This is a genomic window from Pseudomonas sp. NPDC096917, from assembly GCF_044762555.1.
Lineage (GTDB): Bacteria > Pseudomonadota > Gammaproteobacteria > Pseudomonadales > Pseudomonadaceae > Aquipseudomonas.
Map to the genome: position 1 here is coordinate 361591 of NZ_JBIWEO010000001.1, position 21521 is coordinate 383111.

Genomic DNA, 21521 nt, shown 5'->3' on the forward strand with positions numbered 1-21521 from the left:
TGCAAGCTGCAAGCTGCAAGTAAAAGCTAGATCAAAAGCCGCATGATGCTCCGCTTTTGGTCGGTTTTACTTGCCGCTTAAAGCTTGCAGCTGCCTCAATGTCCTGCCGTTTTCGAAAACAGTTGAATCACCACCACGCCCAGCACAATCAAGCCCATGCCCAGCATGGCGGGCACATCGAGTTTTTGCCCGTAAATAAACAGCGCAGCAATGCTCACCATCACAATGCCCATGCCTGCCCACACCGCATATGCCACGCCCACCGGAATGGTGCGCACCACCAGCGTCAACATCCAGAACGCCGTGGCATAGCCCGCAATCACCAGAATTAACGGTAATGGCGTGCTAAAACCTTTGATCGCTTTCATCGAAACGGTGGCAATCACTTCGGCGCAAATGGCGATGGCCAGATAGTAGTAAGCGGTCATGGGGGCATCCTGAGGGTGGGTGGCGCAATTTACCAGCACGCCATTCTAGAGGTTGTAAAACTGTGTAGGGGGGCTTTTTTGAGGGCTGGTATTGGGCCTGTTCGCTGCCATCATCGTGGACGTCGTTTTCAAGTAAACTCCGCTCCTATGAATAGAACTCTCTACACCTTGCTGTTTCACCTGGGGCTGCCGTTGGTGGCGATTCGGTTGTGGCTGCGGGCACGCAAGGCCCCCGCGTACGCCAAACGCATAGGTGAGCGCTTCGCGCTGAACCAGCCTGCCATGCAGCCCGGCGGGATTTGGGTGCATGCGGTGTCGGTGGGCGAGAGTATCGCCGCCGCGCCAATGATCCGGGCACTGCTTGAGCGTTACCCGCAATTGCCCATCACGGTGACGTGCATGACGCCCACCGGATCGGAGCGTATCCAGGCCATGTTTGCCAATGAACCGCGAATCCAGCATTGCTACCTGCCTTATGACTTGCCTTGGGCGGCGGCGCGTTTTTTGAATCGCGTACAGCCAAAGCTGGCCGTGATCATGGAAACCGAGTTGTGGCCCAATCATATTCATCAATGCGCTCAACGTGGCATTCCAGTGGCGTTAGCCAATGCGCGGCTTTCGGCCCGTTCGGCAAAAGGCTATGCACGGTTTGCCAAGCTGACCCGCCCGATGCTTGAAGCCATGAGCCTCATTGCCGTGCAGACAGAAACTGAAGCGCAACGATTCCGTGAACTCGGCGCGCGTCCTGAATGTGTTGAGGTTACGGGGTCCATCAAGTTCGATTTGAGTCTTGATCCGCAGTTGTTGGTCAAGGCCCGGGCATTGCGTGAACAGTGGCAGGCACTAGACCGCCCTGTCTGGATCGCCGCCAGTACCCACGAAGGCGAAGATTCAATCGTGCTCGCGGCTCATCGGCAATTACGGGTCAGTTGCCCTGATGCGCTATTGATTCTGGTGCCGCGTCACCCCGAGCGTTTTAACGCAGTGTTTGAGCTGTGCCAGCGCGAAGGCTTTACCTCGGTACGCCGCTCAAGTGGCGAGCCGGTCAGCCCTCAGACTCAGGTTATGCTGGGCGACACGATGGGCGAGTTGCTGTTTCTCTATGCTCTGGCAGACACCGCCTTTGTCGGCGGTAGCCTGGTGCCCAACGGCGGGCACAACCTGCTGGAGCCCGCCGCCTTGGGCAAGCCCGTGTTGAGCGGGCCGCATCTGTTCAATTTTTTCGACATCGCTGCGTTGTTGCGCGAAGCCGGCGCGTTGCTGGAAGTGGAAGATGCCCAAGGTTTGGCCTTGGCGGTGCAGCGCTTGTTTGAACGGCCCCAGGATGCGCACCGAATGGCCGAAGCGGGCCTGAAGGTTATTCAGGCCAACCAAGGCGCACTCCAGCGTTTACTCAATGCATTGGGTGGCTTAATGCCACGATGAGCCGTCGAGCCAGGTCGCGTTACTCATCACCGGCCAGAGGCAGAAACCAGCGCTCGGCCAAGCTTCTGCCGAGCGTACCGCGGTGCACATCGACGACGGCTTGCTCACTGCGTGCGTCAGCCAGTTGTGAGAAATAGCTCAATTTGCGCTGCTCCTTTGTTTTAAGGTGAGCCACCTCAAATTCAGCTTTTGGCGTTCGAGCTTCCGCATAGTGGAAGTGGGCATACCACAGTGCAAAGCCGTCTTTGTTATTGATGGCGTATTCCTGGATGAAGTCTTTGCGTGGTCCTTTTAACTGAATGCGCTTTCCGAGAGCGGCAAATTGAACCAGATTCTCGTCAATCAGGTATTGAAGGTTGCTGTGGGTCGGTGGCAGTTCAAAGCTTAATTGGGTACGCAAGGCCTTGCCCTCACTGAAGAAGTTGCCGGCCGCGACTCGCATGTTGTCTACCAGAGCCACATCATCGGGGCGCCGGGACTCTGCTGGAAGGCTCTGTAGGGCGACGTCCATTTCGGTGGCCAGGGCGTCGAGTTTTTTGCCTTCGTTATTGAACAGTTCTTCGATTTCTACGGGGTACCTGCAGAGCTTTCGGAATTCTCGGGCTTTGTACAGATTATGTTCATAGAGGCGATAAAGTTTTCGTGCGTCACCCTTAATGAGGCTGAGCGCTCTTGAAGGGGCAACTGAAGGCAAGGGATCTTGTTTGATTTCTACCCATTCGTTACCGCGCTGGGAGTAGGTCGAGAGCAATTTTTTGTCGTAACCGTCGCGGACTTCTATGACGTCAACCGGCCAGTCCTGACCGGCGGGTTTTAATTCACCAATCAATTTGCCTTTACCTTTGACACTGATTATTTTTTTCTGCGGTGCGCCTCCCGAGGACGGGCGGCTTCGAGGTTTTTTTCGCGATTTCGGTTCAGGTTTTATTTCGTCTGCCAGTGACTTTCTGGCGTCCTGATAGAGCTCTGTCAGCAGTTGCACAAGTTTATCGAAGTATTCAGGCTCCAGATCTTCGGCGTGTACCATTTGGATGCCATGCAATCCATCGAGCGCCTGGCCGTAATTGCCCACCAAGCTGTCCAGGACTTCGAGGCGTATGTGGGTATCTAAGCGCTGCAAGTTGAGTTCATTGTGGGTTTGAGTATGTTCCTGGAGAGGATCAATCGTAGCGTCCAGGGTGTCTTCAACGGCTTTGCCTATCGCTATTTTGGTACTGGCCAATTTAAGACAGTTCAGTTGAAACCCTTTAAGGCTCAGCACGGTATGGGCTTCTTCGGATAGATCGTTGAGCAGGGACGTGCCTAAGGTCACGCCAGCCGAGCCTTGGTTAAACAACTCATCCAGGAATGAGTTTCTTTGTTCGAGGCGAGCAATCGCGCGCTCGTTGAGGCTTGCCTGTTCTTGAATGAACTGTGAAAACCCATGCGGGTCTTCCTCTCCCGCCAAATCAAACTCGGGGCCGGGTGAACTGAACTGCGGCCATTTTTCAATCAGTGCTCTTTGCTCGCGTGCGGAAAGGAACAACGCATCGACTCTGTTATCAAAGGCCTTCTCAAGCAGCGAGATCAGAACAGGATTTTTAAAGGGAATATCAAGCAGGGCGCGCTCCTGTGTGGTATCGAGCAGTTTCATGAATGCAGCCAATTGCTCTTGCAACGCTATGTTGAGCCTGTCTCGCAGGGATGCAATCTGCGCGCGGGGGAAGCGTAGGTCCGCTGAAGCAGATTTAAGCGCTCTTATAGTGACTTGAACCCTTCTGTGTAGAGGTTCTTCTTGTGAATGAAAGTTCTCCAGATCAGCGTCCAGTTCAAGTTTTCGGGCTTCATTTTTTCGCTGCTTGCTGATGATCCGCTTAGGAGGCATACCGCCTTGCAGGCGCAGTCGCAGATCCAGCGACCATGTGCCTCGACTGTCCGGCTTTACGCTGGGGCCGAGCTGGTTGATGTCCGTAGCGCTGACGATAATGGCGGCGCCACTCGGGTCCACGTCGACGAGGAAAAGATCTTCACCGATCAATACGTGCCACTTTCCATCAATACGATAAAGCCCTTTGTGTAGGCCCTCATGGTATGCCGGCGGCAGAGGCTCAGGGCGTGTCACTTTTAAGCGGGCCAGACGCTCCCTTTGGCTGGGCGTCAGCTGGTTGCGGGCGCTGGCGAAGCTGAAGTCCACCACGGTACTTTCCGTATTGGGGAATTCCCCCGCAAGCGCGACCAGCCCCACATCGATTTTTGGCGGGATGGGGGCGGGCCAGGTCTCCTTCAATTGTGGCGGGGCAAAGGGCCGCATGACGCTGTCCTTGAGGCCTGACGGTAATTTTGCGAGCCGAGGAAGAGCATTCAGGACCGGGTGCAACAGCAGCATGCTCAAGTTGATCAGTACATCTGCAGCTGCGGTTTCACGGACCGCTTTATCGTTACTGGCCAGCGCCGGAATATTTCTGACGGCCAACGAGGTCAAACTTCTCAATCCGGCTGTGAGCATTAGGGGCTGGGGCAGTCCTGGTAGCTGCAGCAGACTGTCGAAAATAAGGTTTGCACCCTCCAGAAGCACGGCCCAGCGGCTTTCACTGTTTGAAACGGTGTCTGCATTTGCCTGTTCTACAAGCGCCCGTGCATTACTGCCATAAAGGAACAGCATCAGTTGGCCGTTAGCCAAATATTGCATTAACTCATTGCTGGCGACATCTGTGGCTAGCAGTGCAGGTGCTGGCGTATCAATCGGTGCGAACTCATCACCCAGCATGAAATGCACGATATGCGGCTCTTTGATGCCGCCGTAATCATAGACGGGACGTGCACGGTCGCTTAACCAGGTCAGTACGCTATTTTGCAGGTCGCCTGGTTGCGCAATAGCGTCCAACAGTGCCGCACGGGTCGGGTACTCCACTAACGACTGGTCGTAAAAGGGGCGGTAAAGCAGGTGGGGCCCTTGTTCGAAGTCAGCGGGTTCAATGATGAACATATTGACCACAATATCGGGCAATGCATCGTGTTGGCGTAACAGTGCCAAGTGGCGAATGACAATGATATTTGCGTCGACGACTCTGGCACCTGATCCCGGTTGTACCACTGCCGCCACATATCGCGCGCCCAGGGCGGTGACCCCGTTCTCATTTTTCAGGCTGTGTTCCAGCGCTTGCAGGGGCAGTTGCGCGCTTAGGTATTGCGCAAATAACTTTTCACGCGAGCTCTGCTCCGGGCTACTGAGCAGCAGGTCTTCCAGTCTCTCGGGATAAGCTTTACCAATATTTACCTGTTCAATCAGGCCATTTCGCCGGGTGATGTAGTCGGTTGTAAGCCACTCGGGCAGGGCTAACCCATAGCGATGGCGCAGTGTCACACTGCCTTTGGGGCGTCCAATCAGATTGTTCAACGCCAATTCAGTCAGGGTCATGGCCGTAGATTCCGTGATGCCCACCGCACCCGGCAAGCCCGTTGCGGTGGTAAACGTCAGCTCAATCGCTTGGGGGTCGAGTACGGCATCTGATGAATATTTGGCGGCGTTGGGTTCCAAATGGACTTGGTCAGCGCGCATTTGCTGACGAAGTACATCGACGGCGTAGGTATGCAAATCGGTAATACCGGAGAGATACGTCTGCCCTTTATTGATTTTTTTGCTTGCGGACAGAGCCAGGCTGTATTGACGATAGAGTGCCTGATCTGCCGGGGATGCTTTTGCCAGCCAGTCAGGCAATTGTGTTTTGAGTGATTCAAGTGTCTCGAGCGTTGCCTGAGGTGAATCTAAAAAGAATGCTGAGGTGTCGATAATATTCGAATACACCCTTTCCAACGCCTGCCATCCTTTGCTGGTGGGCAGTTTCAGTAAACTGATGCGTCGCAGTTGCTGGTTTAGGATGGCAGAGGCGCAGGCTTCAAAAACATTGCCCTCCAGTTCAAAGCGTTTCAGGCGAATGTCTTGTGCAGCATAACGCCGATAGATTCCTGCACTCCAGTGGCGGCTCAGTGAGTCAATATCTTTATAGGTACTGATTGTGCCGTTAGGCTTGAGAAGGTAAACCTGATCAGGGGTCGCCAGTGCAATGCGCGAAGTTAGCCCTGAGCTCATGACGCCAGCGCTAATCACTGAAACTTTAATCCAGTAGGCCCGTACCGCATCTTCCCCATAGAGGCGGATTCGATCTTCACGCTCAGGGGCGTTGATCACCTGGCTGATGGCGTGAAGTGCCTTTTCATCCATGCGGGGTTGTTGAAGGGCATGGATCGTATGGGTGTCTTTAATAACATCACTGAGCCAGTGCCAGCGATTACCACCTGCACCTGAATCTTGGCCCCAGAACTCGCTCAGCGCGTCTTGCAGGCCAATGGGCAAACGCCAAGTGAGTTCTTTGACCAGCTTTTCAATGACTTTCATGTCCAGCTCACCCTCTTGCTGGGTGAGCCATGCGGGCGGTTGATCGCTTAAATAGTAGACTTCGCCGTAAATCGGGCTGAAATCAAGGTCTGTTCCGCTGCCCAGGAAGCTCATCACCTTTGCCATAAATGGCTCAATTTCCCATCCGCCTTCAGGGCGAGGGGTGGCAAGTTGCGTGCGATTGAGGTCAATGACGAGCGAAGGGTAGCGCTGGGCTATGGCATCGGCGAGCAGTTTTCGAGTGACGGATTCGAGTGTCGGCGAACCGGCGAATTGCGCGCGCACGGCATTTTCCGGCGGCACAAATGTCTGTGAGGTTGACGTTGGCATGAGCGTTCCTGTGTTGAGCTCCGAGAGGTCAAACGACCGTGATGTCGTATTAACCTCTGGTGCTCTCAAGGAACGGTGGTATCGGGTTATGGCAACTGTGCGCCTCTTGTGAAGACGTCAGTGCTTCAGTTGCCCGGCGAGCGCATATTCGCAGCGGCTTCCTGAGCCAGATCCGGCGGCAGGAAGTCTTTGTCCGGGTTGTAGTCGGCTTTCAGATAACGCGACAATGCTTCCAGATCTCCCGGGTTCAACGTGCCCGCAGCCTGTTTAAGGCGCAGGTTGTCGAGGATGTAGTCATAGCGGCTGTTGTTGTAGTCACGTACTGAGTTGTACAGCTGGCGCTGGGCGTCGAGCACGTCAACGATGTTGCGTGTCCCCACCTGATAACCAATTTCTGTGGCTTCCAGAGCGCTCTGGTTCGAGATGATCGACTGCTTGCGAGCCTTGACCTGCTCTACGTCTGTATTGACCGCGCGGTGCAAGTTACGGGTGTTTTCGACCACTTGGCGACGTAACTGCTCACGCTGCTGCTCGGTTTGGTCCAGGCGTGAGTATGACTCGCGCACTTGCGAGCTGGTCAGGCCGCCGCTGTAGATCGGGATGTTCAGCTGAATGCCGATGCTGGTCTGGTTGACCGGTCCACCATAGCGCTGGTTCAGGGCATTCGGGTTAGTCAGACCAAATGCATCGTTATCGCCGGTTTTGTATTGCGCCACCGCATCGACGGTCGGCGCGTGGCCAGCCTTGCGTTGCTTGAGGGTTTCTTCGGCGGCATCCACCGCGAAGTTGCTGGCCAGCAAGTTGAGGTTCTGCTTCGCGGCAGTATCGACCCACGCCTTCGCGTCGTTCGGCGTCGGCGGCAAGATCGGCAAGCTGTGGCGCATGCCTTCAATCGCGTGGTACTGGCGATTGGTCAGCGTCACCAGCGCTTCAAAGGCATCTTCGACCTGGCGCTGGGCGAGCATGCGGTTAGCCCGTGCAGTGTCGTAGCTGGCCTGGGATTGCAACACGTCGGTCTTGTCCGACAGGCCCACATCAAAACGCTCGCGGGACTGATCCAGTTGGCGCTTGAACGCTGCTTCTTCGGCCTTGGTCGCGGCCAGCGTGTCTTGTGCGCGCAGCACCGAGAAGTAATTGTTTGCGCTTTGCAGAATCAGATTCTGCTCGGTGGCCGAGAGTTGCAGGGCAGCCTGTTCGTTGACCGATTCGGCGGCTTTTAACTGGAACCAGCGGTCAATCCGAAAAAGTGGTTGAGCCAGCGTGGCCTGATACACCATTGCACTGCGGGTGGTGGTCATCGAAGGCCGATCGATGGAGGTGCGCACGTTGCTCGACTCAGCGCCGCCCGACAGGTTGGGCAGCAACCCGGCACGGGCCTGCGGCACGACTTCTTTTTGTGCCGAATAGTTGGCACGGGCTGCCGCGAGGTCGGCGTTATTGTCCACCGCCTCCTGGTAAACACTGACCAAACCGTTTTGGCTGGACAAGGGGGCCGGTGTATCCAGAGCCATAGCATTGGTCGCCCAAGACACGGCGATAGCCAGCGAGAGTTTGCGCAGCATGAGCGATCCCTAGTTCAATAGTGCGAAATTGATGGACGAGGCCGTGTTCTGGCACTCGTGATTTCAAGACGTAGCGAGTGTAGTTGCCGTAACCCCTTGCAACAATGGCGTTGTGGAGTCTTTCACCACGTCGTTTGTTTCTGTGTTGGCGTTCTGCATCAGTCTTCTCTAGACTGGCCTCGTTCTTGTCGGGGTGCCTTGCTATGAGGCTGAGATCGAATAATTTCGGATCCCGTTGAACCTGATCAGGTTAGCGCCTGCGTAGGGAACAAGATTTCTCGTCTCCCGGCGAGTCCTCTTGAGTGCCGTCCGGGATCGATTGTTCAAAAAATGATCAATCGTTCGAGGTCGTCACTCAGCATCCAGTCCTTGGGTGCGTCCGTGCTTTTTTCAGGTTCTCCCTCCGACAATCCACCTGGATGCAGTCTGGAGAGCCGTGATGAGTACAACACTAAAAAATGCGATCAATCTCAGTGATTCGGCAAAAGTCGATGAGCAGTCCGTCAAGCCATTTACCCGTTCTCAAAAAGTCTACGTACAGGGTTCGCGCCCGGACATTCTAGTGCCCATGCGTGAAGTCAGCCTGGATGTCACACCGACTGATTTTGGCGGCGAAATCAACGCTCCGGTATTGATCTACGACACCTCAGGCCCGTATACCGACCCGTCCGTCGAGATTGACGTGCGTAAAGGTCTGGCAGACGTGCGTTCAGCGTGGATCGATGACCGCAATGACACCGAGCGCCTGCCGGGCCTGAGTTCGAACTTCGGCCAAATGCGCCTTGAAGACGCCGAGCTGACCAAACTGCGCTTCGCCCACGTGAAGAACCCGCGTCGGGCCAAGGCCGGGGTCAACGTCAGCCAGATGCACTATGCGCGTCAGGGCATCATCACCGCCGAGATGGAATACGTCGCCATCCGCGAAAACATGAAGTTGCAAGAAGCTCGAGCCGCAGGCTTGCTCGACCAGCAGCACGCGGGTCATAGCTTCGGCGCCAACATCCCGAAAGAAATCACCCCTGAATTTGTGCGCGACGAAATCGCCCGCGGTCGCGCCATCATCCCGGCCAACATCAACCACGTTGAGCTGGAGCCAATGATCATTGGCCGCAACTTCCTGGTGAAGATCAACGGCAACATCGGCAACAGCGCGCTGGGCTCCTCTATTGAAGAAGAAGTGGCCAAGCTGACCTGGGGCATTCGCTGGGGATCGGACACGGTCATGGATTTGTCCACCGGCAAACACATTCATGAAACCCGTGAGTGGATCATCCGCAACTCGCCGGTCCCGATCGGCACCGTGCCGATTTACCAGGCGCTGGAAAAGGTCAACGGCGTGGCCGAGGACCTGACCTGGGAATTGTTCCGCGACACCCTGATCGAGCAGGCTGAACAGGGCGTTGACTACTTCACCATCCACGCCGGTGTGTTGCTGCGCTACGTACCACTGACCGCCAAGCGCGTGACGGGCATTGTGTCCCGTGGTGGCTCGATCATGGCTAAATGGTGCCTGGCGCACCACCAAGAGAACTTCCTCTACACCCACTTCGACGACATCTGCGAAATCATGAAGGCCTACGACGTCAGCTTCTCGCTGGGTGATGGCCTGCGTCCGGGCTCGATTGCCGACGCCAACGATGCGGCGCAGTTCGGTGAACTGGAAACCCTGGGTGAGTTGACCAAAATCGCCTGGAAACACGACGTGCAATGCATGATCGAAGGCCCCGGTCACGTGCCGATGCAGTTGATCAAAGAGAACATGGACAAGCAACTGGAGTGCTGCGACGAGGCGCCGTTCTACACCCTCGGCCCGCTGACCACCGACATTGCACCGGGTTACGACCACATTACCTCGGGCATTGGTGCCGCCATGATCGGCTGGTTCGGTTGCGCCATGCTGTGCTACGTGACGCCCAAGGAACACTTGGGGCTGCCGAACAAAGATGACGTAAAGACCGGAATCATCACTTACAAAATCGCGGCTCACGCGGCGGACTTGGCCAAAGGCCATCCGGGCGCACAAATCCGCGACAACGCCCTGAGCAAAGCGCGCTTCGAGTTCCGCTGGGAAGACCAGTTCAACCTCGGCCTGGACCCCGACACCGCGCGTTCGTACCACGACGAAACCTTGCCCAAGGATTCGGCCAAGGTCGCGCATTTCTGCTCCATGTGCGGGCCGAAATTCTGCTCGATGAAAATCACCCAGGAAGTGCGCATCTACGCCGCCAACCAGCGTATTGAAGCGGTTGACGTCGACGTGGCCAAAGGCCTGGCGGAACAGGCCGAGCGCTTCAAGCAGGAAGGCAGCCAGCTGTACAAAAAAGTGTGATGGAAACGCGCCAGCCGCTGCTGGCGCCAATGTGTAGTCGCTGTCGAGGGACGAGGCTGCGATAAGGGCCGCAAGACCTTCAACACCAGGGTCGCTGCGCACCCCATCGCCGCCTCGTGCCTCGACAGCAACTCCGGGTCTGGCCCTTTTCGAGAATGATGTTTTGAACACACCCAGCACTTACTCCCCCGACCTCGCTGTCCCGTTGGACAAGCGGGTCTTCGGCGCCCGCGATCTGTTTTCCCTGTGGTTCTCCCTCGGCATCGGGCTGATGGTGTTGCAGACCGGAGCCTTACTGGCCCCGGGGCTGGGCCTGTCGGGTTCGCTGCTGGCGATTTTTCTTGGCACCCTGGTCGGCGTGGCGTTACTGGCGTCGGTCGGAGTGATCGGCAGCGACACCGGCCTGTCATCCATGGCCGCCCTGAAACTGAGCCTCGGCCGTCGCGGTGCGATGCTGCCTGCCGTGCTGAACGTATTGCAGCTGATTGGCTGGGGTTCGTTCGAAATCATCGTGATGCGTGATGCCGCCAGTCTGCTCGGCGCCCGTGCGTTCAGCGAAGGCAGCTTGCTCAGCCATCCGCTGCTCTGGACCCTGTTCTTCGGCGCTTTGGCCACGTTGCTGGCCGTGAGCGGCCCGTTGACCTTTGTGCGCAAGATCTTGCGTAAATGGGGTATCTGGCTGCTGTTGGCCGCGTGCCTGTGGCTGACCTGGAACCTCTTCGCTAAAGCTGACTTGGCCGCGTTATGGGCACAGAAAGGCGATGGTTCGATGCCGTTTGCGGTGGGTTTTGATATCGCTATCGCCATGCCACTGTCGTGGTTGCCGCTGATTGCCGACTACTCGCGCTTTGGTAAACGTGCCAAAAGCGTGTTTGGCGGCACCGCACTGGGCTTTTTGATTGGCAATTTCTGGCTGATGAGCCTGGGTGTGGCCTACACCTTGGCGTTCGCGCCGAGCGGCGAAGTCAATGCGCTGCTGTTGGCGCTGGCGGGGGCAGGGCTGGGTATTCCGTTACTGCTGATTCTGCTCGACGAGTCCGAAAACGCCTTTGCCGACATTCACTCGGCGGCGGTTTCCAGCGGGATTTTGTTGCGCTTGAAGGTTGAGCACCTGGCATTGGCGATTGGCATTATTTGCACCCTGATCGCCTGCCTGGCGCCGCTGGCGCAGTACCAGAACTTCTTGCTGCTGATCGGCTCGGTGTTTGCGCCGTTGTTTGGCGTGGTGCTGGTGGACCACTTCATCCTGCGTAAACGCAGCGCCGACGGGGTGCCGGGTTTGCTGCACTGGCCAACCTTGCTGGCCTGGTTGGGCGGGGTGAGCACCTACCACCTGCTGGCCAACCTGTTCCCTGATGTCGGTGCGACCTTGCCCGCATTGCTGTTGGCGGGGGTGTTGCAGGGGGTGCTGGGCCGTAAACGCTAATCACCTGTAGGAGTGAGCGTGCTCGCGATCTTTTGCTGTTGAAGATCAAAAGATCCCAGCCTGCGCCAGCTCCTACAGAATGTTGCTGATCAACCGCGGCCCGGAATCCACTCAGGCTTCAAAATCCCGTTCAAACGCGTGTAAGGAATGCTCAACTCCACATTCCCTTCCGAGTACGGGGCAATGCTGTACACGTCGTACTTGAGCACGACTTTGTCCTTGAGCAGCGCCACGTTCGGGGTCTGCTGGAACGGCCAGGTTTTAACGTACTCCGGGTCGTTGCCTAAGCGCGAGCTGATCAACCAGTTGTTATGCGCCACTTTCGCCGCACCCCAGAACGCTTGTTCCTGACCCGGGACGAGCATGTCCTGCAAGGTCACTTCTTTCTGGTCTTTGCGCGACCAGTTGATAAACCCTCGGCCCGGCATGCCATGCGCGCCGCCGGTGTCCAGGTAGCTGATCAGTTCAACAATCACCAAGTCGTCATGCTGCTCACGTACCTTGGCCTGCAAGTACATGCTGTTGCGGCTGTCGGCGGTGCGCAGAAATTGCTCGCGGTAGGCCGTCAGCGAAGGCGCCAGCTTGTCGTCCGGCGAGTTGGCGGTCATTTTCAGCAAGCGTTTTTCGATCAGCGCATCCAGTTTCGGGGCATCGGCGAAGTGCACCGTCTCGATGTTGACCAATGGGCACTCATCACCGTTGCAGCCCGCCTTGACCTGCTCGGACGCATCCGGCGTAAACGCCAGGGGTTTGGGTTGAAATACGCTCTGGCAAGCGCCCAGCGTCAGGGCGATGCAAGTCAGGGAGGCAATTTTTAAAAGCGACATGGTCGTCCTTCATCAACGAAAGAAAGGTGAGCGTAGGGTCGTTCGACTGCCAACAAAGGCGTCAGTTCGCCATAGGGTCTGTTGACGGTTCATTGCGAGCCGCGTCGCTGGGTCAAACTTAGCCGGGCAGGGCGAAGGGAATGGTTTTTCCCTTCTCAAGCCCTGCAACGTGGCCCGGTAAAATTTGACACGCGTCGTGGCCGCAATTAACCGTCAACAGACCCTACACTTAAGCATGCCAATTAGAGTTGGTTTGCAGGCGATCCGTCTATCCCCGCAGTGTAAAAGGGGCTGCATCCAGAACCATAGGCGCGTTAGGATGCGCGATGCCGAGGGCCACCCCGGTGTGAATTTGCCAGCAAGAGGTTTTCAATGACTGACATCACCAAGGCCACGCCCAGCGCTGTCGAGATCGTAAAGCGCGAGAACGGCTATCAGGGTTTTTACAAACTGGACCGGGTCATCCTGCGCCATGAACTGTTTGCCGGTGGCATGAGCCGTGAGATCAGTCGCGAAGTATTTGTCCGCCATGATGCCGTGTGCGTGCTGCCCTATGACCCGCAACGCGATGAAGTGGTGCTGATCGAACAGTTCCGGGTCGGCGCCGTCGGCAAGGCCCAAACCCCGTGGCTCATTGAGCTGGTGGCAGGGTTGATCGACAAGGAAGGCGAGGTGGAGCCCGAAGAGGTTGCCCGTCGCGAAGGCGAAGAAGAGGCCGGGCTGACGTTTTCGTCGTTATGGCCCATTACCCGCTATTTCCCGTCGCCGGGTGGCAGCACAGAATTTGTACACCTGTACCTGGGGCGATGCGACAGCTCTGGCGCAGGGGGGCTGCATGGCCTGGAAGAAGAAGCTGAAGACATTCGAGTGACCCGATGGGCCTATGAAGATGCACTTCAAGCAGTACGAGATGGACGTATTTCCAATGCGGCGAGCATTATTGCCCTGCAATGGCTGGCGCTTAACCGCGCTGAAGTGAGGGGGTTATGGCTGTAAATGGCGTCCGTGATCGCTACCGGGTTGATTTGATTGGCTTGCAGGCCGCCTGCGAGGCCAACTATGCGCGCCTGATGCGTTTGTTGCCCGACATGCGCGAGCAGCCGAGTGCCCGCCAGATCGCGGTCACTCAGGGCGAACAAATGCTGGGCGTACTGACCCTTGAGGTGGTGCTCGACTGCCCGTACACCAGCACCTTGCGCGTGCGCCAGGAACACAGTCTGCCGTGGCTGCCTGTGCCCGAACTGCAAGTGCAGGTGTATCACGATGCGCGCATGGCCGAAGTGATTGGTGCTGAACATGCACGGCGCTTTCGCAGCATCTATCCTTACCCCAACGTGGCCATGCACCAGCCAGACGAAAAAGCCCAACTCAACGTATTTTTGGGTGAATGGCTAAGCCATTGTCTGGCCTGTGGGCATGAATACGCAGACGTGCGCTAGACCTGAATCCAACCCGTGGGAGCTGCTGCAGGCTGCAATCTTTTGATCGTTAAAAGATCGCAGCCTGCGGCAGCTCCCATGTGAGAAATCGATAATGACCCCCGCCTGGGAGAGTGCCTTGCCCAATGTCTCCACGCTGACCACCGAAGACCCGGTGCTGCTGGTACAACTGACCGACAGCCATTTGTTTGCCGACGCAGACGGTTCGCTGCTGGGGCTCAACACCGCAAAAAGCCTGCAAAGCGTGATTGAACGGGTGCGCGCCGAGCAGCCCCAGGTTGATCTGTTGTTGGGCACCGGTGATTTGGCCCAGGACGCCAGCGTGGCGGCGTACCAGCGTTTTCGGCAATTGACCGAGCCGCTCTCGGCCCATGCACGCTGGATCCCCGGCAATCACGACGCTCTGCCGCCGATGCTCGAAGCCGCCGTGCAAAGCCGCTTGCTGGAGCCGGTGGTGGACATCGGCAATTGGCGCATTACGTTGCTGCACTCCAACGTGGAGCAAAAAAGCCACGGCTACCTGGAAGACAATCAGCTGCAACTGCTGGCGCGTTCGTTGAGCGAAGCCCCTGATCGCCATCACCTGATCACCCTGCATCACCACCCCGTGTCGGTGGGCTGTGAGTGGATCGAGCCGATTGGCCTGCTTAATGCCAGCGCTTTTTGGGCCGTTCTGGACCGTTTTCCACAGGTGAGGGCGGTGCTCTGGGGGCATATTCACCAACCCTTCGACCAACAGCGCAACAACGTGCGGCTGCTGGCATCACCGTCTACGTGTATCCAGTTCACGCCTGCCAGCCGGGACTTCGATGTCAGTGGCGAGGCGCCCGGCTATCGCTGGTTGCGCCTGCAGCCTGATGGCACTTTGGAGACAGGGGTCTCGCGTGTGGATAACTTTGCATTTGAACCCGATTACAGCGCTAACAATTACTGAGTGTGGGTGACTTGGAAATATCTTGAGACGGGTTATTGCCCTAAACTGCGCGTCTTTATTGATACTGCGTTCAGCTTAAATCGTGCTCGGGAGTGATTGCATGTCGGGTTCCATCTTGTATATCCATGGTTTCAACAGTGCTCCCGAGTCGAAGAAGGCCACGCAGCTCACCTCCGTGATGCAACGCATGGGGCTGAGCGATCAGTTGCGGGTTCCGGCCTTGCATCATCATCCGCGTGAAGCGCTGGTCCAATTGCAGGCGGCAATCAGCGAGCTGGGCAGCCCATTGCTGGTCGGCAGCTCGCTCGGCGGCTACTATGCGACCTATCTGGCCGAACAGCATGGGCTCAAGGCCTTGCTGGTCAACCCGGCCGTCAGCCCGCATCGCATGTTCGACGGCTACCTGGGCACGCAAACCAACCTGTACAGCGGTGAAACCTGGGAGCTGACCCACGATCACGTGGCAGCCCTGGCCGAACTTGAAGTGCAGGCGCCTCAAGACCCGCAGCGTTATCAGGTGTGGTTGCAGACAGGCGACGAAACGCTGGACTACCGCCATGCCGAAAAGTACTACGCAGCCTGTGCCTTGCGCATTCAGGGGGGTGGCGACCACAGTTACCAGGGTTTTGCCCAGCAACTGCCCGCGCTGTTGAGTTTCGCCGGGATAGCGGCACATCAGTATCAAACCATCGACTTTGCGGCCCTTTAAGGCGCCTGTCGAATGGTCCTTATTTTTCATTTACGACTAACGACGAGACCCTATGGCCACTCCCAGCGCTAGCTCTTATAACGCAGACGCCATCGAAGTCCTCTCGGGCCTCGACCCGGTGCGCAAACGCCCCGGCATGTACACCGACACCAGTCGGCCAAACCACCTGGCCCAGGAAGTCATCGACAACAGCGTCGACGAAGCCCTGGCCGGTCACGCCAAATCGGTGCAGGTCATCCTGCACGCCGACCACTCGCTGGAAGTCAGCGATGACGGGCGCGGCATGCCGGTCGACATTCACCCCGAAGAAGGCGTGTCAGGCGTCGAGCTGATCCTGACCAAGCTCCACGCGGGTGGCAAGTTTTCGAACAAGAACTACCAGTTCTCCGGCGGCCTGCACGGCGTGGGGATCTCGGTGGTAAATGCCTTGTCGACCCAGGTGCGGGTCAAGGTCAAGCGTGACGGCAACGAATACCAGATGACCTTCGCCGATGGCTACAAAGCCACCGACCTTGAAGTCATCGGCACAGTCGGCAAGCGCAACACCGGAACCAGCGTGTACTTTGCGCCGGACCCCAAATACTTCGATTCGCCCAAGTTCTCGGTCAGCCGCCTCAAGCACGTGCTCAAGGCCAAGGCCGTTCTGTGCCCTGGCTTGCTGGTCAGCTTTGAAGACAAAGGCACCGGCGAGAAAGTCGAATGGCATTACGAAGACGGTCTGCGCTCGTATCTGGTCGACGCCGTCAGCGAATTCGAACGCCTGCCCGACGAGCCGTTCTGCGGCAGCCTGGCCGGTAATAAAGAGGCCGTCGATTGGGCGCTGCTGTGGCTGCCCGAAGGCGGCGACAGCGTGCAGGAAAGCTACGTCAACCTGATCCCGACCGCGCAGGGCGGTACCCACGTTAACGGCTTGCGTCAGGGGTTGCTCGATGCCATGCGCGAGTTCTGCGAATTTCGCAGCTTGCTGCCGCGTGGTGTGAAGCTGGCGCCGGAAGACGTGTGGGAGCGCATTGCGTTCGTGCTGTCGATGAAAATGCAGGAGCCGCAATTCTCCGGCCAGACCAAAGAGCGTTTGTCGTCCCGTGAAGCGGCGGCCTTCGTTTCGGGTGTGGTCAAGGATGCGTTCAGCCTGTGGCTCAACGCTAACCCCGAGTTGGGCATGCAGTTGGCGGAGCTGGCGATCAATAACGCCGGTCGTCGTCTCAAGGCCAGCAAAAAGGTCGAGCGCAAGCGCATCACCCAAGGTCCGGCCTTGCCCGGTAAATTGGCCGATTGCGCCGGGCAGGACCCGATGCGTTCCGAACTGTTTCTGGTCGAAGGTGACTCCGCTGGCGGTTCGGCCAAGCAAGCAAGGGACAAAGAGTTTCAGGCGATCCTGCCCTTGCGCGGCAAGATCCTCAATACCTGGGAAGTCGACGGCAGTGAAGTCCTGGCCAGCCAAGAGGTGCACAACATCGCCGTGGCCATTGGTGTTGATCCGGGCGCGGCTGACATCAGCCAACTGCGCTACGGCAAAATCTGCATCCTCGCCGACGCCGACTCCGACGGCCTGCACATTGCGACCTTGCTCTGTGCGCTGTTCGTGCAGCATTTCCGTCCGCTGGTAGATGCCGGGCACGTGTACGTGGCCATGCCGCCGCTGTACCGGATCGACTTGGGCAAAGAGATTTTCTACGCCCTCGACGAAGCCGAGCGTGACGGCATTCTGGACCGTCTGGTGGCCGAGAAAAAACGCGGCAAGCCACAGGTCACGCGATTCAAAGGTCTGGGTGAAATGAACCCACCGCAGTTGCGTGAAACCACCATGGACCCCAATACCCGACGTCTGGTGCAGCTCACGCTGGAAGACTACGCCGCAACCTCGGAAATGATGGACATGTTGCTGGCGAAAAAACGCGCAGGCGATCGCAAGTCCTGGCTGGAATCCAAAGGCGATCTGGCGCAGGTGCTGGCCTGATGCGCAGTGCCTTGCTGGCGCTGTTGTGTGTGAGTGCGGCCCCGGTCATGGCGCAGGACTGGCCTGAACTGGCGTTGCAATCCGAGCATCCGGTAGAAGGCATGCGCGGCGGTAACCTGTCCGGGTTGGCGATGTGCCAGGGCGAGGCGTGGGCCGTGTCTGATCGCGACGATGATCAGATTTACCAACTGGATACCCGTTACGCCCAATGGCACGCCGAGGCGCTGCCCATCGACGTGCCGCCCGTGCCAGAAAGTGGTTTGCCATGGGGCGTACGCATGATGGGTAAAGCCATCAGCCCGTTGCGCGGTGGTGACCTGGACTTCGAAGGCATCACCTGTGATGACGCCGGCAATCGTTACGTGGTCAGTGAGGCGCACGCGGCGGTGCTGTTCGTCCCACCGATTGGCGAACCTTCGTGGCTTAAAATCGACCCGGCGCTGGTGCGCCAAGCGCGTGCCAGCGGCATGTTGCTGCACTTTAATGCGCTGTTCGAAGGCATTGCGGTCAACCCGCAGGGCAATCAGATTTGGCTGGCGGCCGAGCGCGAGCGCAGAGGTTTGCTGAGCATTCGCAAAAAACAGAGCGTATGGGACTGTGAAAACGGCTGCGTATTGATGAGCGAAGGCGGCTTTGAACAGCCACCGCCTCAGCTCAAGGGCAAGGCGCAACACAAAGACTTCTCTGATCTGGCGCTGTTCGAGGGCAAGTTGTTCACCCTTGAGCGCATGGCTTATCGCATTTGCCGTCGCACCCTGGACACCGGCGAAATCGAGCGCTGCTGGTCGTTTGCCAGCGAAGCATTGACGGCGGCGCGCCTGTACAAAAGCCCTTATGGCAACGCCGAGGCCTTGAGCCTGGATGCCAAAGGCGCCTGGATCGGCGTCGACAATGGCAACCACGTGCGCGCCGATGGTGAGAAGCGCCCCATCGTCTGGCGTTTTGCTGCCCCGCAAGGTGGCTGGAGCGCCAAGTCATGAGCCAGCAACCGCCGGGCAAAGGGGTGGGGCGGGTCTTTATGATCGTGGCCTGGTGCGCCGGTTTATACCTGGCGACCCAGTTTTTCGGGCGCTGGGAGCAGCGCCAGGAAAACCCCAACACCGACGTGACCTCGCAACAAGGCGAGGGCTATGTCGAGGTGACTTTGCAGGGCAACGTGCAGGGCCACTTTGTCGCCAGCGGCCGCATCAACAACGTGCCGGTGGAATTTTTACTGGATACCGGGGCCACCGATGTGGCGGTCCCGCAGGAGCTGGCCAGGCAACTGGCGCTGCCCAAAGGTGCCCCCGTGACGCTTAGTACTGCCAATGGGCGGGTGCAGGGTTATCGGACCCAGATCGACCGCCTGCAACTGGGCGCCATCGTGCTGCGCAACGTGCGTGCGGTGGCGGCTCCCGGCCTTGAAGGCGAACAAGTGCTGCTGGGCATGAGCGCTTTGAACAAACTTGAATTTACCCAGCGCGGCGGCACCATGCTGTTGCGCCAGACAACGAACTGAATGAGGTCCGCATGAGCGACTCCCTTGATCTCAGCCTGGACGGCGTAGAACGCCGGTCACTGGCCGACTTCACAGAACAGGCCTACCTCAACTACTCCATGTACGTGATCATGGATCGGGCCTTGCCGCATATCGGCGACGGCCTCAAGCCGGTACAGCGGCGTATTATTTACGCCATGAGCGAGTTGGGCCTGGACGCAGACTCCAAGCACAAGAAATCGGCGCGTACCGTCGGTGACGTACTCGGCAAGTTCCACCCGCACGGCGACTCGGCCTGCTACGAAGCCATGGTGCTGATGGCGCAGCCGTTCAGCTATCGCTACACGCTGGTCGACGGGCAAGGCAACTGGGGGGCGCCGGATGATCCCAAATCCTTCGCCGCCATGCGCTACACCGAAGCGCGTTTGTCGCGCTATTCCGAAGTGCTGCTCAGCGAACTGGGCCAAGGCACGGCGGACTGGGTGCCGAACTTTGACGGCACCCTCGACGAACCTGCAGTGTTGCCCGCACGTTTGCCGAACATCCTGCTCAATGGCACCACCGGCATCGCCGTGGGCATGGCCACTGACGTGCCGCCGCACAACCTGCGTGAAGTCGCGAGTGCGTGCGTGCGTTTGCTCGATGAGCCAAAAGCCACGGTTGAGCAACTGTGCGAGCACATTCAGGGCCCGGACTACCCGACCGAAGCTGAAATCATCACCCCGCGCGCTGATCTGCTGAAGATCTACCAGACCGGTCGCGGCTCGGTGCGCATGCGCGCTGTGTACCACGTTGAAGACGGCGACATCGTTGTCACTGCGCTGCCGCACCAGGTGTCGGGTGCCAAGGTGCTGGAGCAAATCGCCGCGCTGATGCAGGCCAAGCCCACCAAGCTGGCGATGGTCACTGACCTGCGTGACGAGTCCGACCACGAAAACCCGTGCCGCATCGTGATCATTCCGCGTAACAACAAGGTTGATCTCGACGAACTGATGCAGCACTTGTTCGCCGTGACCGAGCTTGAGTCGACCTTCCGGGTCAACATCAACATCATCGGCCTGGACGGCAAGCCACAGCTGAAAAACCTGCGCACCTTGCTGGTTGAATGGCTGGAGTTCCGGGTCAGAACCGTGCGTCGGCGCTTGCAGTTCCGCCTCGATAAAGTCGAGCGTCGCCTGCACCTGTTGGACGGTTTGCTCACCGCTTACCTGAACCTCGACGAAGTGATCCACATCATTCGGACCGAGGAGCACCCCAAGGCCGAACTGATTGCCCGTTTTGCCCTGACCGAAACCCAGGCTGACTACATCCTCGACACGCGCTTGCGCCAATTGGCCCGCCTTGAAGAGATGAAACTGCGCGACGAGCAAGATGCGCTGCGTAAAGAACAAGCCAAGCTGCAAACCTTGCTGGGTAGTGAAGCCAAGCTCAAGAAGCTGGTGCGCACTGAACTGCTGGCAGACGCTGAAACCTACGGCGATGATCGTCGTTCACCGATTGTGTCCCGTGCCGAAGCCAAGGCCTTGTCGGAAAACGAGCTGGTGCCGACTGAGCCGGTCACCGTCGTGTTGTCTGAAAAAGGCTGGGTACGTTGCGGCAAAGGCCACGACCTGGACGCGACCGGTTTGTCCTATAAAGCGGGCGACGGATACAAAACCGCGGCTACCGGGCGTTCCAACCAATTTGCCGTGTTTATTGACTCCACCGGGCGCAGCTACTCGGTGGCAGCACACACCTTGCCGTCAGCCCGTGGGCAGGGCGAACCGTTGACCGGCCGACTGACACCGCCGCCGGGTGCCACGTTTGAATGCGTGTTGCTGCCCGATGACGATGCGCTGTACGTGATCGCCTCCGATGCCGGATACGGTTTTGTGGTGAAAGGTGAAGACCTGCAAGCCAAAAACAAAGCCGGTAAAGCGTTGCTGAGCCTGCCAAAAGGCGCGCAAGTCATGCTGCCGCGCCCTGTGGCGGATCGCGAACACAACTGGTTGGCCGCCGTGACCACCGAAGGTCGCTTGTTGATCTTCAAAGTCAGCGACCTGCCGCAGTTGGGCAAAGGCAAAGGCAACAAGATCATCGGTATCCCCGGTGAGCGCGTTGCCAGCCGCGAAGAGTACGTGACCGACATCGCCGTGCTGGCGGATAACGCCACATTGGTGTTGCAGGCGGGCAAGCGCACTTTGTCGCTCAAGGCTGACGATCTGGAGCATTACAAAGGTGAGCGAGGACGGCGAGGTAACAAGTTGCCGCGCGGTTTCCAGCGCGTGGACGCGTTGTTGGTAGAAACGCCTAATTAAGTGTGA

15 protein-coding genes and 1 riboswitch are annotated in these 21521 nt (G+C 58.0%); of the genes, 11 read left to right on the top strand and 4 right to left on the bottom strand.

Going from position 1 to position 21521, the window contains the following annotated elements; all coding sequences use genetic code 11:
* Positions 1–95: 95 nt before the first annotated feature.
* Positions 96–428: a DMT family transporter gene (locus ACIQYF_RS01630; protein WP_402855877.1), complete on the bottom strand. Its 333-nt coding sequence runs from the start codon at positions 426–428 to the stop codon at positions 96–98.
* A 147-nt stretch (positions 429–575) separates the two neighbouring features.
* Here ACIQYF_RS01630 and waaA point away from each other — a divergent pair, with 147 nt between their 5' ends.
* Positions 576–1853, top strand: a complete 1278-nt coding sequence (gene waaA / locus ACIQYF_RS01635; RefSeq protein ID WP_402855880.1) for a lipid IV(A) 3-deoxy-D-manno-octulosonic acid transferase — start codon at positions 576–578, stop codon at positions 1851–1853.
* Between the two features lie 19 nt (positions 1854–1872).
* Here the strand turns inward: waaA and ACIQYF_RS01640 are convergent, their stop codons facing one another.
* Together ACIQYF_RS01640 and ACIQYF_RS01645 are read right to left on the bottom strand one after the other, a co-directional pair.
* The gene (locus tag ACIQYF_RS01640) at positions 1873–6558 is read right to left on the bottom strand and encodes a dermonecrotic toxin domain-containing protein (protein WP_402855883.1); all 4686 of its coding nucleotides are present in this window, start codon (positions 6556–6558) and stop codon (positions 1873–1875) included.
* A 125-nt stretch (positions 6559–6683) separates the two neighbouring features.
* A complete protein-coding gene (locus tag ACIQYF_RS01645; RefSeq protein ID WP_402855886.1) occupies positions 6684–8120 on the bottom strand; it encodes a TolC family outer membrane protein in 1437 nt (478 codons plus the stop codon).
* A gap of 179 nt (positions 8121–8299) precedes the next feature.
* Positions 8300–8405: riboswitch (TPP riboswitch) on the top strand.
* 154 nt (positions 8406–8559) lie between these two features.
* Here ACIQYF_RS01645 and thiC point away from each other — a divergent pair.
* Both thiC and cytX read left to right on the top strand, forming a co-directional pair.
* Positions 8560–10449, top strand: a complete 1890-nt coding sequence (thiC, locus tag ACIQYF_RS01650) for a phosphomethylpyrimidine synthase ThiC (protein ID WP_402855889.1) — start codon at positions 8560–8562, stop codon at positions 10447–10449.
* Between the two features lie 163 nt (positions 10450–10612).
* Positions 10613–11875, top strand: coding sequence for a putative hydroxymethylpyrimidine transporter CytX (cytX, locus tag ACIQYF_RS01655; RefSeq protein ID WP_402855891.1), 1263 nt, complete (start codon positions 10613–10615; stop codon positions 11873–11875).
* Positions 11876–11964: 89 nt separating this feature from the next.
* On the opposite strand, the gene ACIQYF_RS01660 is transcribed toward cytX, so the two are convergent.
* Entirely contained in the window at positions 11965–12702 is a 738-nt protein-coding gene (locus ACIQYF_RS01660; RefSeq protein ID WP_402855894.1) for an RsiV family protein, read from the bottom strand.
* A 372-nt stretch (positions 12703–13074) separates the two neighbouring features.
* Here ACIQYF_RS01660 and ACIQYF_RS01665 point away from each other — a divergent pair, with 372 nt between their 5' ends.
* The 8 genes from ACIQYF_RS01665 (at position 13075) to parC (ending at position 21515) form a co-directional block, all read left to right on the top strand.
* Positions 13075–13698 carry an NUDIX domain-containing protein gene (locus ACIQYF_RS01665; RefSeq protein WP_402855897.1) on the top strand — a complete coding sequence of 208 codons (624 nt, stop codon included), beginning with the start codon at positions 13075–13077 and terminating at the stop codon, positions 13696–13698.
* On the top strand, positions 13689–14141 hold the full coding sequence (locus tag ACIQYF_RS01670) for a DUF1249 domain-containing protein (RefSeq protein ID WP_402855900.1): 453 nt from the start codon (positions 13689–13691) through the stop codon (positions 14139–14141). The genes ACIQYF_RS01665 and ACIQYF_RS01670 overlap by 10 nt, the downstream gene beginning before the upstream one ends.
* A 118-nt stretch (positions 14142–14259) precedes the next feature.
* The gene (gene cpdA, locus ACIQYF_RS01675; RefSeq protein WP_402856181.1) at positions 14260–15075 is read left to right on the top strand and encodes a 3',5'-cyclic-AMP phosphodiesterase; all 816 of its coding nucleotides are present in this window, start codon (positions 14260–14262) and stop codon (positions 15073–15075) included.
* Between the two features lie 100 nt (positions 15076–15175).
* On the top strand, positions 15176–15784 hold the full coding sequence (locus ACIQYF_RS01680; RefSeq protein ID WP_402855903.1) for a YqiA/YcfP family alpha/beta fold hydrolase: 609 nt from the start codon (positions 15176–15178) through the stop codon (positions 15782–15784).
* A 52-nt stretch (positions 15785–15836) separates the two neighbouring features.
* Positions 15837–17741 (top strand): DNA topoisomerase IV subunit B, encoded by a 1905-nt coding sequence (parE, locus tag ACIQYF_RS01685; RefSeq protein ID WP_402855906.1) that lies wholly within the window; start codon positions 15837–15839, stop codon positions 17739–17741.
* Positions 17741–18721 (top strand): esterase-like activity of phytase family protein, encoded by a 981-nt coding sequence (locus tag ACIQYF_RS01690; protein WP_402855909.1) that lies wholly within the window; start codon positions 17741–17743, stop codon positions 18719–18721. Before parE ends, ACIQYF_RS01690 begins: the two co-directional genes overlap by 1 nt.
* Positions 18718–19239 carry a TIGR02281 family clan AA aspartic protease gene (locus ACIQYF_RS01695; protein ID WP_402855912.1) on the top strand — a complete coding sequence of 174 codons (522 nt, stop codon included), beginning with the start codon at positions 18718–18720 and terminating at the stop codon, positions 19237–19239. Before ACIQYF_RS01690 ends, ACIQYF_RS01695 begins: the two co-directional genes overlap by 4 nt.
* Positions 19240–19250: 11 nt before the next feature.
* Positions 19251–21515: a DNA topoisomerase IV subunit A gene (gene parC, locus ACIQYF_RS01700; RefSeq protein WP_402855915.1), complete on the top strand. Its 2265-nt coding sequence runs from the start codon at positions 19251–19253 to the stop codon at positions 21513–21515.
* Positions 21516–21521: the final 6 nt, after the last annotated feature.

Bases quoted from the DNA above. Each gene is read 5' to 3' on its own strand.
- ACIQYF_RS01630 (WP_402855877.1), bottom strand. From the start codon at position 428: ATGACCGCTTACTACTATCTGGCCATCGCCATTTGCGCCGAAGTGATT.
- waaA (WP_402855880.1), top strand. From the start codon at position 576: ATGAATAGAACTCTCTACACCTTGCTGTTTCACCTGGGGCTGCCGTTG.
- ACIQYF_RS01640 (WP_402855883.1), bottom strand. From the start codon at position 6,558: ATGCCAACGTCAACCTCACAGACATTTGTGCCGCCGGAAAATGCCGTG.
- ACIQYF_RS01645 (WP_402855886.1), bottom strand. From the start codon at position 8,120: ATGCTGCGCAAACTCTCGCTGGCTATCGCCGTGTCTTGGGCGACCAAT.
- thiC (WP_402855889.1), top strand. From the start codon at position 8,560: ATGAGTACAACACTAAAAAATGCGATCAATCTCAGTGATTCGGCAAAA.
- ACIQYF_RS01660 (WP_402855894.1), bottom strand. From the start codon at position 12,702: ATGTCGCTTTTAAAAATTGCCTCCCTGACTTGCATCGCCCTGACGCTG.
- ACIQYF_RS01665 (WP_402855897.1), top strand. From the start codon at position 13,075: ATGACTGACATCACCAAGGCCACGCCCAGCGCTGTCGAGATCGTAAAG.
- ACIQYF_RS01670 (WP_402855900.1), top strand. From the start codon at position 13,689: ATGGCTGTAAATGGCGTCCGTGATCGCTACCGGGTTGATTTGATTGGC.
- ACIQYF_RS01680 (WP_402855903.1), top strand. From the start codon at position 15,176: ATGTCGGGTTCCATCTTGTATATCCATGGTTTCAACAGTGCTCCCGAG.
- parE (WP_402855906.1), top strand. From the start codon at position 15,837: ATGGCCACTCCCAGCGCTAGCTCTTATAACGCAGACGCCATCGAAGTC.
- ACIQYF_RS01690 (WP_402855909.1), top strand. From the start codon at position 17,741: ATGCGCAGTGCCTTGCTGGCGCTGTTGTGTGTGAGTGCGGCCCCGGTC.
- ACIQYF_RS01695 (WP_402855912.1), top strand. From the start codon at position 18,718: ATGAGCCAGCAACCGCCGGGCAAAGGGGTGGGGCGGGTCTTTATGATC.
- parC (WP_402855915.1), top strand. From the start codon at position 19,251: ATGAGCGACTCCCTTGATCTCAGCCTGGACGGCGTAGAACGCCGGTCA.